The following is a 13,665-nucleotide window of genomic DNA, read 5'->3' as shown; positions in this document are numbered from 1 at the left end:
TCTCCACCTTGAGGCAGCGCGCAGCGTAGCCGATTTGCATGGCGCGCCGGGAGTGCCAAGCGTCATAGGCCGTGCGTGTTTGGAGCGCGCGTTCTGTTGACGTACGCCGGTCTTCTTACAATCGCTGACGTCGTGCGTGCGCTGCGCAGACCGCCACCAAGACCTCGCCGCCGACCGAATGAAACGCTACTGGGAAATAGACGCCTTGCGCGGGCTGATGCTCGTGCTGATGACCGTCACCCACCTGCCCACGCGGCTGACCGATCCGCTGGGTCAACCTTTTGGCTTCGTGTCGGCCGCCGAGGGCTTCGTGCTGCTGTCGGCCTTCGTGGCGGGGCTGGTCTACAGCCGCATCGGCCATGTGCGCGGGGTCGACTCGATGCGCCAGGCCTTCTGGCGGCGCGTGCTCAAGGTCTACCTGTGCCAGGCGGCGATCCTGCTGTTCCTGTTCACCGTGATCGCCGCGCTCGGCGTGCACATCGACCAGCCGGCGGTCAAGAACCTCGTGTCGTACTACCTGGCGGAGCCGCGCGACGGCTTCCTGTTCGGGCTGCTGCTGATCTACGAGCCGCCGCTGCTGGACATCCTGCCGATGTACATCTTCTTCATGCTCATGAGCCCCTGGGTGCTGGCCTTTGCCATGCGCCACGGCTGGACGCTCGTGATGGTGGCCAGCGCCACGGTCTGGGCGATGGCGCAGTTCGGGCTCAGCGAATGGGTCTACGGGCTGGCGGTGCGCTACCTCGGCATGCCGGTGCCGTTCCACGAGATGGGCGCCTTCAACACCTACGCCTGGCAGTTCCTGTGGTTCGCCGGCCTGTGCCTGGGCGCCAGCCGCAACGCGCCCGACGCCCGGCCGCTGCGCTTTCCGGCCTGGCTGCTGGTGCTGGCGGCGGGCGTCGCGCTGTACGGTTTCTACTGGCGCCACACCGGCATCAACGGCCAGGCGCCGTTCGGCGGCGATGTGGAAATGAACCTGCTGTTCGACAAGTGGCAGCTCGGCCCGCTGCGCATCGTGAACCTGGTGGCGCTGGGCATCCTGGCGGTGCGCTTCGGGCCCTGGCTCATGCGCAAGATCCCGCGCCTGCACTGGCTCGAAGCCATGGGCTCGGCCTCGCTGCCGGTGTTCTGCGCGCACCTCGTGGCGGTGCTGCTGGTGCTGGCCTTCTACGGCGACAACCAGATGGCGCGGCCCTGGTGGGGCGACGGCCTGCTGCTGGCGGCGGTGTTCGCGGGGATGTACTTCGTGGCGCGCTTCACGCGCGGCGCCGACGTGCCGCCGCCGGCGGACGATGTGCCTTCGGAGCCTGCGCCGGCGTGAAAGAACTCGCCCCCAGGCCTCGCGCACTTCGTGTCGCTTCTCCTACCCCTTGCCGGGGGCGACACCTGCAGCCCGGCAAAGCCGGTTCTGCGGTGTCTCGCGACTGAATCGCGTCGGCTGTCCGCTCAGGGCTGCACCGCAGGCGGCATCGGCAGATGCGGCGCCACCACCGACTGCCACAGCCGGTAGCCCTCGTCCGTCAGGTGCAGCCGGTCGCCGCGGAACAGCTCGGGGCGCGGGCGGCCGTCCGCGCCAAGCATCGGCGTGTGGATGTCGATGTACTCGCTGTTGGGCAGCAGGTTCAGGTAGGCCGAGATCACGTGGTTGGTCTCTCGGATCTGCGGCATGAGCTGCTCGCGCGACGGGCTGGGCTTGACCGAGATGAAGCTGATGCGCGCGTCGGGCAGCTCGGCGCGCACCGCGTTCGCAAAGCGGGCGAAGCTGTCCAGCACCTGCAGCGGCGTGCGGCCTTCGGCCAGGTCGTTGTCGCCGGCATAGAGCACCACCTGCCGGGGCTTGTAGCGCACCACGAGATCGCGCGCGAACAGGGCGCAGTCGGCCAGCGTCGAGCCGCCGAAGCCGCGGTTGACGATGCCGCCCGGCACGCGGGAAAAGTCCTGCGAGAGGCGGGTCCACATGCGCACGGTCGAGCTGCCCACGAACACCACGCCGCCGGGTTGCGGAAAGCGCTCCTGGTCGGCGCGCGCGAAGGCGGCCAGCTCGTTGTGCCAACGGGCCTTGGCGGCGAGGTAGGCGGGGGCGGTGTCGGCGGCTGTGGCGCCGTCGGCTTCGTAGGGGAAGGCGGCGGCTGCGGTTTGAGCCTGGGCCTGGGCAGTGAAGGCGAGGGCGGCTGCAAGAAGCAGCGCCGCCGCGCGGACGGATTTCATCGAAGGCATCGAACGGACAGAAGACAGGGAATTCAGAACAGGGTCAGAGCGTCTTTTCGATCAGCGGGCCATGGAACAGCACCGGCCCGGTCGGGCCGCCCGCGCTCGGCACGCCGCCCTTGGGCTCCAGGCTGATCGCCAGCGCCGGCACGCGCACATCGGACTCCGAGGCGGCCAGTCGCAGCGCCGGTGCATTGTCCAGCACGCCGAGCGAGCGCGGCGCGCCGCCGGGCGGCAAGGCCCACAGCTGCAGCGACTTGTCGGTGCCTTCGCGGAAGTTGCCCACGCGCTGCAGCACGAGCTGCTTCTTCTTCGGATCGAAGGTCACGAGCATGGAGGCGGCGGCCTTGTCGTCGGACAGCACGGCCACGTACTGCACGGCGGGCGCGTTGATCAGCTGCTCGCGCAGGTTCAGGCCGACGCCCACGGCCAGCACGGCCACGAGCCCGCCGGCCGCGGCGGCGCCGCGCCACAGCGCGAGGCTGCGCAGCCAGCCGCCCGTCGATGCAGACGCAATGGGCGCGGCCTTGTCGCGCTGCCGCGCGAGGGCCTGCTGCGCCTGCTCGGCATCGATGAGGTTGCGGATGCGGGTCCAGACGGCCGGGTCGGGCGTGACCGGCTGTTGCAGCTCGGTCATGCCGGCCAGCCGGCCCTGCCAGACCAGCGCGGCGGCGCGCACGGGCGCCTGCTCGCGCGCCAGGGTTTCGAAGCGGCGGCGGGCGCCGCCGCGCAGCGTGCCGAGTGCATGGCTGGCGGCCAGCAGTTCGAGCAGTTCGGGGTGGGCAAGGAGGTTCATGGGGCGGGTCTCGTGGTCAGGCGAAGCGGCCCATGCAGATGCGCAGCTTGTCGAGCCCGCGCCGGATCCAGGTCTTCACGGTGCCCAGCGGCAGCTTGAGCTGTTCGGCCAGCTCGCTGTGGCTCATCTCGCGCAGGTAGGCCAGGCTGACCACCTCGCGCTGGCGGCCCTCGAGCTGGCTCAGGCACTGGTGCAGCGCCCAGGCCTGCTCGCTCGCATCGGCCATGTCGGCCGGGTTGGGCGTGTCGGATTCGAAGGTGTCGGCCATCAGCTCGTCGAATTCCTGCGTGAGCTGGGCGCGGTCGGCGGTGCGGCGGCGCAGCAGGTCGAGCGAGCGGCTGCGCACGATGAGCCCCAGCCAGGCCAGCGGCGGACTCAGCGAGGCGCGGTAGTCGCCGGCCACGCGCCAGACGGTGAGAAAGGACTCCTGCAGCACGTCTTCGGCCCACTCGCGCTGGCGCACCACGCGCATCGCCAGGCCCATGAGGCGGGGCGAGGTGCGGTCGTACAGCTGTCGCAGGGCGGCTTCGTCGCGATGGCCGATCCGGTCGATCAGCGCCATCAGTTCGGCGTCGGGGCTGGGTGCGGTCATCCGCGGATTGTGGGGCATCGGTGCGCATGCCCAAGGTACGGCCCGGTGGCGTCGGCGGATTCAGCGCGACCGGTCTGAATCCAATGGGCGTCGGGCTGCGTACACGGGGCAGGGGGGCGTCGACATGCAGAACTCCAGACGGCGGCTCTTTCTTTTTCACCATCGATCAGACACCAAGGAAACGACCATGCACATCCGCACCCTGACCGTCCTGGCCTCCACCACCGCAGCGGCGCTTGGCCTGGCCGCCTGTTCCGGCATGGGCGCCCAGCCCCTGCCGATGTTCTCGCAGGCCAGCCTGCCCGACGCCGTGAAAGTGCCCGCCGGCCACCGCGTGGCCATGGAAACCGTGGGCGCGGGCGACATCACCTACGAATGCCGTGCCAAGGCCAACACGCCGGGCGCGCACGAGTGGGTGTTCGTCGGTCCCGACGCCCGGCTGATGGACCGCGCCGGCAAGCAGGTCGGCAAATACTATGGACCGCCCGCCACCTGGGAGAACGCGGACGGCTCGAAGGTCACGGCCACGCAGGTGGCGGTGGCGCCGAACGGCACCGGCAACATTCCCCACCAATTGGTGAAGGCCAACCCCGCCACCGGCATGGGCGCCATGCAGGGCGTGAGCTACATCCAGCGCGTGGCCACGCAGGGCGGTGTGGCCCCCGCTGCCGCTTGCGGCGCCACGAACATGGGCCAGAAACAGGTCGTGAAGTACCAGGCCGATTACATCTTCTACCGCGCGGGCTAAGGCCGGCTGAGCCCCCGTTTCGCCGCCGTTTGGAAACATTCGGCAACGTATACTGCGCCGCAAAACGGAGCGGGACCGCGTGCGCGCGGGGGCGGGAATGAAGCAAATTGCGATCGTGATCGCGCTCTGCGTGGGCGCGTGGTATTTCTTTATCGGCGGCCGCAAGCTCGACGAGGCCATGGCGCGCGACTATTACCGCAAGGAAGCGCACGCCATCTATTCGCGCGATGCGCAAGCGCTGTGCAAGCAGCTCAGCCGCAAGGCGGTGATCGAGAGCAAGGTCACGATGATGGGCCGCACCGTCGAGAGCAGCCACAACCGCGAGGAAGCCTGCGAGGCGGTCGAGAAGACCTTCGAGCTGTTCCGCGTCGTGGGCGACCGCATGGGCGGCATCCTCACCATCGAGTACGAGTACCACATCGACGCCGTCGAGGTGGCCACCGACCGCAAGAGTGCCGTCGTCACGGGCACCAGCGTGCTCAAGATGGGCGAGGCCGCGCTCCAGTACAAGACCAGTTTCAGCCAGCGCCTGGAGCGCGAACTCGGCCAGATGCGCCTCGTGCATTCCAGCGACGCCACGGTCGTGCGCATGGGCGGCGCGGGCGCCATGAGCCAGAGCGATTTCTTCCGCAAGTAGCCGCCGCAGCAGAACAGGCCCCGCCATGATCGACCGCGACTCCCTGCCGCCGCCCCCGCCGTTCTGGCACCGCCTCAACAGCTTCTTCGCCTTCCCGCTGCAGCTGCGACCGCTGGCCTACGGCCTGGTGCTGTCGTTCTGCAGCCTGCTGTTCGAGGCCGTGTTCTTCCTGCCCGATGCGTTGGCCTTCATCGTCATCGAGGTCGGCATCATCCTGGCGGCCAGCCGCTACGGCTTCAAGGTCATTGCGCTGGGCGCGCGCGGCATCCGCGACTCGGCCGACTTCGGGCGCGAATCGAGCGACGAGTGGACCTACCTGCCGTGGAAGCTCTTTGCCATCTCGCTGGTGCAGACGATGCTCATCGGCTGGCTCGCCTGGTACGAGCCGGTGCTGGGCACGGTGGGGCTGTTCATCATGTCCTTCACCTTCCCGGCCGCGGTGATCGTGCTGGTGCAGTCGGGCAGCTTCTTCCAGGCCATGAACCCGGGCTATGTGATGGACGCGATGCGCACCATCGGCTGGCCCTATGCGCTGCTGTGCTTCTTTCTGTTCCTGCTGAGCACGGGCGCGCAGGTGGCGATCTCGATGGTGCTGCCGGTGTTCGACGGGCGCATCGTGCTGCCGATCGTCAACTTCGCGTTCATCTACTTCGGCTGGGTGATGGCGAGCCTCCTGGGCTACGTGATGTACCAGCACCACGACGCCTTCGGCATCGACCTCGTGCCCGGCGCGGGCGCCGACGAGGGCGCGCCGGCCGACCGCCGCACGCCCGCGCAGATCGCCGCGCAGCGCACCGACGCCGAGGTGGCGCAGTGCATCACCGACGGCGACCTGGCCGCCGCGCTGGGCATTGCCTACGAGGCGCAGCGCACCGCCGACGCCGACGACCTGGCCGCGCAGCGCCGCTACCACCGCGTGCTGGCGCTCATGCCCGAGAAGAAGGACACGCTGTTCGATCACGCGCGCCGCTTCATTCCGCTGTTGATGCGGCGCGACCTCACGTCGGACGCGCTGAAGGTCTTCAAGGCCTGCCGCGCGATCGACAAGAGCTTCGTGCTCGACGACCCGGCGATGGTCATCGCCATGGCCCGCGCCGAATGGCGTGGCGGCGACGCGCACGGCACGCTCGCGCTGCTGTCGGGCTTCGACAAGCGCTTCCGCGGCCACGCGGCGATCCCGCAGGCCTACGAACTCGCGGCCCGTGCGCTGGTGCAGGGGCTGGGCCGCGCGGACATGGCGCAGCCGATCCTCACCACGCTCGAAGCCCGCTACCCCGAGAGCGAGCAGACGCAGGAAGTGCGCTGGCTGCTGCGGCCGGCGGCCTGAGAGGGGACCGGCCCGCGGATCAGGGCAAAATTCCGCACGCCGCGCCGGCCGGACCTGCGGACCCGCCTCCCATGCCGCCCCTCACGCCCGAACCGTCCCTTCCTGCTCCCTCTTCTGCCTCCACGCGCTCCCGCCGCCGCGCGCTGGTGGCCTGGGCGGGCGCCGTCGCGCTGGCGCTGCTGCTGATCGCCGTGGCCGGCCAGTGGGCCGCGCGGCGCGAGGCGAACTTCCAGGCCGACTCGATCCGCCGCGCCATGGAAGTGCACGTGCTCGGCCTGCGCGATGCCGCCGGCAAGTACGGCTACCTGCCGTTCACCGCCGGCATGCACCCCGACGTGCTGGCCGTGCTGGCTCACCCGCAGGACCCCGCTGCGCGGCAGCGCGCCAACCACCACATCGAGGAAGTGAACCGCCTCGCGGGCTCCGACGCGCTGTACCTCACCGACCCGCAGGGCCTCACGCTGGCCGCGAGCAACTGGGCCACGCCGCAGAGCTTCGTGGGCGAGTCGTACGCCAACCGGCCGTACTTTCTCGACGCGCGGGCCGGGCGGCGCGGCCTGTTCTACGGCGTGGGCCAGACCACGGGCGAGCCGGGGCTGTTCATGTCGGCGCCGGTGCGCGCCGAGGGCGGCGGCGAGGTGCTGGGCGTGGTCACCGTCAAGGTCAGCCTGCGCCAGCTGCACGACGCCTGGGCCTTCGTGCGCGACCCGATCCTGCTGACCGACGCGCGCGGCATCGTGTTCCTGAGTTCGGTGCCGGGCTGGATGTACCAGGCCACGCGGGCGCTGAGCCCTGCCGACCTGGCCGGCATCGAGCACGACCAGCAGTACGGCGCGCGCACCCGCTTCGCGCCGCTGCCGTGGCGCGTCGAGCACATCGAGGGCGCGCCGGGCTACCTGGTGCGCACCACGGTCGGCGGCAAGGCGCGGCGTTTTCTCGCCGTGGACGAGCCCTTGCCCGACCTGGGCTGGACCCTGACGGTGATGGCCGACCACGCCGAAGTCACCCGCGCGCGCGAGCGCACCTGGATGCTCGGCCTGCTGGGTGCCGGCGTGCTGCTGCTGGGCGCGCTGTACTGGCGGCTGCGCGAGCGCCGCTTCGCCGAACAGCGCGACGCGCGGCGCGACCTGGAGCTGCGCGTGCGCGAGCGCACCCACGAGCTGGACCAGGCCCATGCCTTCCGCAAGGCGATGGAAGACTCGCTGCTGGTCGGCATGCGCGCGCGCGACCTGCAGGGCCGCATCATCTACGTCAACCCGGCCTTCTGCGAGATGACCGGCTACGGCGCCGACGAGCTGCTGGGGCGGCTGCCGCCGTACCCCTACTGGCACCCCGACGACGTGACGCAGCACTGGTTCCACTACGAGGCCATGATGAGCGGGCAGCCCGCGCGCTCGGGCTTCGAGTCGCGCCTGCGGCACCGCGACGGGCACGAGGTCATCACCATGGTCTACACCGCACGGCTCATCGACGCCGACGGCCGCCACAGCGGCTGGATGAGTTCGGTGGTCGACATCACCGAGCAGAAGCGCGCCGAGCTGCGCCAGCGCCAGAACGACGAGCAGCTGCAGCACGCGCAGCGCCTGGCCAGCCTGGGCGAGATGGCCTCCACGCTGGCGCACGAACTCAACCAGCCGCTGATGGCGCTGAGCAACTTCGCGAGCGCCGCCAAGGCCTTCGCCGCGCAGGGCAACCAGCCGCTCTTGGCCAGCAGCCTCGACGAGACCGTGGCGCAGGCCAAGCGCAGCGCCGAGATCGTGCGGCGCATCCGCGGCTTCGTGCGCCAGCGCACCGCCGGCACCGAAGACTGCGCCGTGGCCGCGCTGGTGACCAACGCGCTGGCACTGCTGCAGGGCGAGATGCGCCAGCGGCAGGTGCGCGCCGAGGTGCGCATTCCGCCCGCGCTGCCGCCGGTGCGCGGCGACCGCGTGCTGCTCGAACAGGTGCTGCTGAACCTGTTGTCCAACAGCCTGCAGGCGATGGAACAGGGCACGCCGCCCGAGCGGCGCGTGGTCGAGGTCGAGGCCGAGTTGCATGAAGGCCGCGTGCACATCCGCATCGCCGACCACGGCCCGGGCATCGACGCCGCGCTGGCCGAGCAGGTCTTCGCGCCGTTCTTCACCACCAAGGCCGGCGGCCTCGGGCTGGGCCTGAACATCTGCCGCACCATCGTGGAGGCCCACCGCGGCCGCTTGTCGTTCGCCGACCGGCCCGGCGGCGGCACGGTCTTCACCCTCGAACTGGAGGCTTCCCCGTGAACGCACCCCTGCTTGCCAACCACCTGTGCGTCGTCGATGACGACGAGGCCGTGCGCCGCTCTTTGGGCCTGCTGCTGCTGTCGCGCGGCCATGCGGTGCAGGCCTTTGCCTCGGGCGAGGCCTTTTTGGCCGGTGCCGACCTGCAGCGCCCGGGCTGCGCCATCCTCGACCTGCGCATGGAAGGCATGAGCGGGCTGCAGGTGTTCGACGCGCTGCGCGCGCAGGACAGCCCGCTGGTCGTGATCTTCCTGTCCGGGCACGGCGACATCCCGATGGCGGTCGAGGCGGTGCAGAACGGCGCCTTCGGCTGGCTGGAAAAGCCCTGCAACGACGAGCGCCTGCTCGACAGCATCGCCAAGGCATTGCACAAGGCCGAGGAGATCGCCGTGCGCCGCCAGGCCCGGCAGGCCGCGCAGGCGCTGTGGGCCAAGCTCACGCCGCGCGAGATGCAGGTCGCCCGGCTCGTGGCCGAAGGCCTGCCCAACAAGCGCATCGCGCAGGAACTCGCGCCGCTGGAGCTGCGCACGGTGGAAACGCACCGGGCGCACATGTTTGCGAAGCTGGGCTTTTCGAGCAGCCTGGAGCTGGACCGCTTCCTGCGCGAGCACGGTCTCTAGAACTTAGGGTTTACCCCTGCGTACGGGTACGCAGTCCCGCGGCCGGGGTCTACGGACGACAGCGCGCCCCCGGCGGACCAGACTCCCCGGCACGGCTTTCCGCGGGCTTCGCGGGGGCTGCAGCCAGAGACAAGGACCCCCGCATGACCGCCATTGCCAGCAGCAGCACGAGCGCCGGCGCTTCCAGCCCGGACGCGACCCGCGACACCACCCCCTACACCTTCGAGGAAAAGCGCAAGCGCATCTTCGCCATCTTTGCCGCTTCGTCCGGCAACCTGGTGGAGTGGTTCGACTTCTACGTCTATGCCTTCTGCGCGATCTACTTCGCGCCCTCGTTCTTCCCCAAGTCGGACCCGACGGTCCAGCTGCTGAACACCGCCGGCGTGTTCGCCGCCGGCTTCCTGATGCGCCCGATCGGCGGCTGGCTGTTCGGCCGGCTGGCCGACCGCAAGGGCCGCAAGACCTCGATGGTGACCTCGGTGGTCATGATGTGCGTCGGCTCGCTGGTCATTGCCTGTCTGCCCACCTACGCCCAGATCGGCGCCTGGGCGCCCGCGCTGCTGCTGGCCGCGCGCCTGCTGCAGGGCCTGTCGGTCGGCGGCGAGTACGGCACCACCGCCACCTACATGAGCGAAGTGGCGATGCGCGGCCAGCGCGGCTTCTTCTCGTCGTTCCAGTACGTCACGCTGATCGGCGGCCAGCTGCTGGCCGTGGTGGCCGTGGTGGTGCTGCAGCAGCTGCTCACCGAGGCCGAGCTCAAGGCCTGGGGCTGGCGCATTCCCTTCGTGCTGGGTGCCCTGGCCGCCGTCGTGGCGCTGATGCTGCGCCGCACGCTGACCGAGACCGCCAGCACCAAGACCCGCGCCGCCAAGGGCGCCGGCAGCGTCGCGGAGCTGTTCAAGCACCACAAGCGCGCCTTCCTCGTGGTGCTGGGCTACACGGCCGGCGGCTCGCTGATCTTCTACACCTTCACCACCTACATGCAGAAGTACCTGGTGAACTCGGCCGGCATGTCGATCAAGACCGCCAGCAACGTGATGACGGCCTGCCTGTTCCTGTACATGTGCATGCAGCCGCTGTTCGGCGCGCTGTCGGACCGCATCGGCCGGCGCAGCAACATGCTGCTGTTCGGCGCCCTGGGCGCGCTGATGACGGTGCCCGTGCTGAGCAACCTGCAAAGCGTGAGCAGCCCGCTGATGGCCGGCGTGCTGATCACGCTGGCGCTGGCGGTGGTGAGCTTCTACACCTCGATCAGCGGCATCGTGAAGGCCGAGATGTTCCCGCCCGAAGTGCGCGCGCTGGGCGTGGGCCTGTCGTATGCGGTGGGCAACGCCATCTTCGGCGGCAGCGCCGAGTACGTGGCGCTGGGCCTGAAGTCGATCGGCCACGAGTCGTACTTCTACTGGTACGTGACGGCGATGATGGGCGTGGCCTTCCTGGTCAGCCTGCTGCTGCCGAAGCAGGCCACCTACCTGCACAACGACAAGTAAGCGCAGCGGCGCTTCATCAACGAACCCGGCCGCGTGCCGGGTTTTTTACGTGCGCTGCAACGCGCGCGTGACCATGTCGTTGGGCGCCAGCCGCAGCAGGTGCGGCAGCAGGCCCAGGGCGCGATCGCGTTCGCCCGCGTGCAGCAGGCCGTTGGCGCACACCGAGAGCGTGTCGGCCAGCTCGGGGTGGTCGGGCGCGGTCTTCAGCAGGATGCGGCAGAGCTTGTCGGCGTCGCCGAATTGGCGGATGCGCGCGAAGCGGCGCGCCAGCCGGGCCATGTCGTCGGGCTTCAGGCGCACGCCGGGCTTGGCCTGGTCGAGGTAGGTCGTGAAGCTGCTGTGCTGCAGCGCCAGCGTGTCGGCGTCGGTGGCGGGCAGGCGGAAGATGCGGCGCGCGGCCTGGTGGAAGTCGTCGCTCGCGGGCTGCAGTCGCGCGGTGTGGAACCAGGCGCGCAGCGTGTCGGTGTCGCCGGGGCGCAGGGCGGCGGCGGCGCGCCATTCGGCACACGCTGGCTCGAACTTCATGGCCGCCGACAGCTTGCGCGCGGCGGCCACGTGCTGGTCGAAGCGGTGGTCGTCGGTCACCATTTCCGACTTCACGGTCTCGGGCGTCTTCACGCGGCCCAGCCACATGGCGCCGGCCATCAGCGCCGCGCCCGTCAGCAGGCCGCCCAGGTGGGCCATGTAGCCCACGCCCTGGTCCCCCATCCATTGCTGCAGCAGCTCGTTGGCGATCCAGGCCGGCAGCAAGAGCAGGGCGGGCGCGGTGACGTAGCTGAAATAGAAGAACAGCTGGTAGAAAAAGCGGATGCGCCGCAGCCGGTACATCACGGCGTACATGCCCATCAGCGCCGAGATCGCCCCCGAGGCGCCCAGGCCGTGGCCGCCGTTGCCGGCATAGGCCCAGCTGGCCAGCAGCGACGAGCCGACGGCGCCCAGCAGGTAGAAGCACAGGTAGGTGCCGCGCCCCAGCGCCAGTTCGACCGAGAAGCCGAACAGGAAGAGGAACAGCATGTTGCCCAGCAGGTGGCCGGTGTCGGCGTGCAGGAAGGCCGCGGTGACCCAGGTCCAGGGCTTGAACGCGGCGCCCTTGTTCTGGTCGAGCGACCAGCGCTCGGTGAAAGGCGCGGGCAGCATCGCTTCGTACTGGCGGCGTTCGCGTTGCCATTCGTCGAAGCGCGGGTTCGCGGGCGTCACGACCTCGTCGGCACGCAGCTTCTTCAGGAAGGGCTGGTCGTTCTGCAGCGCTTCGAGCAGTTGCGGGTAGGCCTCTTCATGCCCCAGCGCGCGGCGCGCCCTCTTGCCGCGCTTCGGGTCGGTTTTTTCGAGCCATTCGACGAAGGGCGGCAGTTCCAGCTCGGGCAGCACGCTCTGCACGTAGAACTGCGCCGCGCGCTCGCGGCCGTTCTCTTCGCTGCGCTGCGGACCCCAGAACACGATCATGTTCAAGAGGATCAGCAGCACCGTCATCCACGGCGGGTTGTGCCAGCTCGGTTTGTTTTCGAGCGGGATGGCGTAGAACATGAAGCGCGGCCCTCGGTGGTGCGGCCGCGGGCTTCAGCCCAGGCGGGCGCGGTGGCGGGCGACCTGTGCCTTCACTTGCACGGGCGCGGTGCCGCCCAGCACGTTGCGTGCATTGAGCGAGCCGCGCAGGCTCAGCACGTCGTACACGTCCTTCTCGATGTTCGGGTTGAACTGCTGCAGCACCGACAGCGGCAGCTCCGACAGGTCGACCTGGTGCGAGGTGGCGGCCTTCACGGCGTGGGCCACGGTTTCGTGCGCGTCGCGGAAGGGCAGGCCCTTCTTCACGAGGTAGTCGGCCAGGTCGGTGGCAGTGGCGTAGCCGCGCAGCGCGGCGGCTTCCATGGCCTCGGGCTTCACGGTGATGCCGCCGATCATCTCGGCAAAGATGCGCAGGGTGTCCTTGAGCGTGTCGACGGTGTCGAACAGCGGCTCCTTGTCTTCCTGGTTGTCCTTGTTGTAGGCCAGCGGCTGGCCCTTCATGAGCGTGATGAGCGCCATCAGGTGGCCGACCACGCGGCCGGTCTTGCCGCGCGCCAGCTCGGGCACGTCGGGGTTCTTCTTCTGCGGCATGATCGACGAGCCGGTGGTGAAGCGGTCGGCGATGTTGATGAAGCCGAAGTTCTGGCTCATCCAGATGATGAGCTCTTCGCTCAGGCGGCTCACGTGCACCATGCACAGGCTGGCGGCGGCGGTGAACTCGATCGCGAAGTCGCGGTCGCTCACGGCGTCCAGGCTGTTCTGGCAGACGCTGTCCATCTTCAGGGTGCGCGCCACGAGCTCGCGGTCCAGCGGGTAGCTGGTCCCGGCCAGTGCGGCGGCGCCCAGCGGCAGGCGGTTGACGCGCTTGCGCACCTCGCCCATGCGCTCGGCGTCGCGGCTGAACATTTCCACGTAGGCCAGCATGTGGTGGCCGAAGCTCACGGGCTGGGCCACCTGCAGGTGGGTGAAGCCGGGCAGGATCACCTCGACGTTCTTCTCGGCGATGTCCACCAGCGCCTTCTGCAGCTCGACCAGCAGGTCGCCGATGAGGTCGATTTCGCCGCGCAGCCACAGGCGCACGTCGGTGGCGACCTGGTCGTTGCGGCTGCGGCCGGTGTGCAGGCGCTTGCCGGCGTCACCGACCAGCTGGGTCAGGCGGGCCTCGATGTTCAGGTGCACGTCCTCGAGGTCGAGCTTCCATTCGAAGCTGCCGGCCTCGATCTCGCCGCGGATCTGCGTCATGCCGCGCTCGATGGCGGCGTGGTCCGTCACGCTGATGATGCCCTGGGCCGCGAGCATGCCGGCGTGCGCCAGCGAGCCCTCGATGTCGGCCTGCCACAGGCGCTTGTCGAAGAAGACGCTGGAGGTGTAGCGCTTCACCAGGTCGCTCATCGGTTCGGAGAACAGGGCCGACCAGGCTTCGGATTTCTTGTCGAGTTGGTTTTGGGTCATGGGAGCCGTCCAGGAAGGCAATAATGGGTTGGTCACC

12 protein-coding genes are annotated in these 13,665 nt (G+C 69.5%); 7 read left to right on the top strand and 5 right to left on the bottom strand.

The window, feature by feature from the left end; translation table 11 throughout:
• Positions 1-178 precede the first annotated feature (178 nt).
• A complete protein-coding gene (opgC, locus tag AC07Q9_RS25300; RefSeq protein WP_495312188.1) occupies positions 179-1,321 on the top strand; it encodes an OpgC domain-containing protein in 1,143 nt (380 codons plus the stop codon).
• 125 nt (positions 1,322-1,446) lie between these two features.
• Here the strand turns inward: opgC and AC07Q9_RS25295 are convergent, their stop codons facing one another.
• The 3 genes from AC07Q9_RS25295 to AC07Q9_RS25285 are packed head-to-tail and all read right to left on the bottom strand — an operon-like array spanning position 1,447 to position 3,596.
• Positions 1,447-2,208 (bottom strand): SGNH/GDSL hydrolase family protein, encoded by a 762-nt coding sequence (locus AC07Q9_RS25295; RefSeq protein ID WP_489057912.1) that lies wholly within the window; start codon positions 2,206-2,208, stop codon positions 1,447-1,449.
• A 43-nt stretch (positions 2,209-2,251) separates the two neighbouring features.
• The gene (locus AC07Q9_RS25290; protein WP_495312187.1) at positions 2,252-3,004 is read right to left on the bottom strand and encodes an anti-sigma factor; all 753 of its coding nucleotides are present in this window, start codon (positions 3,002-3,004) and stop codon (positions 2,252-2,254) included.
• A gap of 16 nt (positions 3,005-3,020) precedes the next feature.
• Positions 3,021-3,596, bottom strand: coding sequence for an RNA polymerase sigma factor (locus tag AC07Q9_RS25285; RefSeq protein ID WP_495312186.1), 576 nt, complete (start codon positions 3,594-3,596; stop codon positions 3,021-3,023).
• 187 nt (positions 3,597-3,783) lie between these two features.
• Between AC07Q9_RS25285 and AC07Q9_RS25280 the strand changes: the two genes are divergently transcribed.
• The 6 genes from AC07Q9_RS25280 to AC07Q9_RS25255 all read left to right on the top strand — a co-directional run bounded on the left by AC07Q9_RS25280 (position 3,784) and on the right by AC07Q9_RS25255 (position 10,673).
• Complete coding sequence (locus AC07Q9_RS25280; RefSeq protein ID WP_492681569.1) at positions 3,784-4,344, top strand: DUF3455 domain-containing protein; 561 nt, start codon at positions 3,784-3,786, stop codon at positions 4,342-4,344.
• Between the two features lie 97 nt (positions 4,345-4,441).
• A complete protein-coding gene (locus tag AC07Q9_RS25275) occupies positions 4,442-4,981 on the top strand; it encodes a hypothetical protein (RefSeq protein ID WP_495312185.1) in 540 nt (179 codons plus the stop codon).
• 25 nt (positions 4,982-5,006) lie between these two features.
• Positions 5,007-6,308, top strand: coding sequence for a hypothetical protein (locus tag AC07Q9_RS25270; protein WP_495312184.1), 1,302 nt, complete (start codon positions 5,007-5,009; stop codon positions 6,306-6,308).
• A gap of 71 nt (positions 6,309-6,379) precedes the next feature.
• Entirely contained in the window at positions 6,380-8,566 is a 2,187-nt protein-coding gene (locus AC07Q9_RS25265) for an ATP-binding protein (protein WP_495312183.1), read from the top strand.
• On the top strand, positions 8,563-9,183 hold the full coding sequence (locus AC07Q9_RS25260; protein WP_139702402.1) for a response regulator transcription factor: 621 nt from the start codon (positions 8,563-8,565) through the stop codon (positions 9,181-9,183). The genes AC07Q9_RS25265 and AC07Q9_RS25260 overlap by 4 nt, the downstream gene beginning before the upstream one ends.
• 143 nt (positions 9,184-9,326) lie before the next feature.
• Positions 9,327-10,673, top strand: a complete 1,347-nt coding sequence (locus AC07Q9_RS25255; protein ID WP_070062216.1) for an MFS family transporter — start codon at positions 9,327-9,329, stop codon at positions 10,671-10,673.
• Between the two features lie 45 nt (positions 10,674-10,718).
• Here the strand turns inward: AC07Q9_RS25255 and AC07Q9_RS25250 are convergent, their stop codons facing one another.
• Complete coding sequence (locus AC07Q9_RS25250; RefSeq protein WP_495312182.1) at positions 10,719-12,197, bottom strand: rhomboid family intramembrane serine protease; 1,479 nt, start codon at positions 12,195-12,197, stop codon at positions 10,719-10,721.
• Between the two features lie 33 nt (positions 12,198-12,230).
• Complete coding sequence (gene argH / locus AC07Q9_RS25245; protein ID WP_489057919.1) at positions 12,231-13,628, bottom strand: argininosuccinate lyase; 1,398 nt, start codon at positions 13,626-13,628, stop codon at positions 12,231-12,233.
• Positions 13,629-13,665: the final 37 nt, after the last annotated feature.

The organism is Variovorax sp. GW821-FHT09A10 (assembly GCF_059418385.1).
This window is presented reverse-complemented; position numbering and strand designations above follow the sequence as displayed.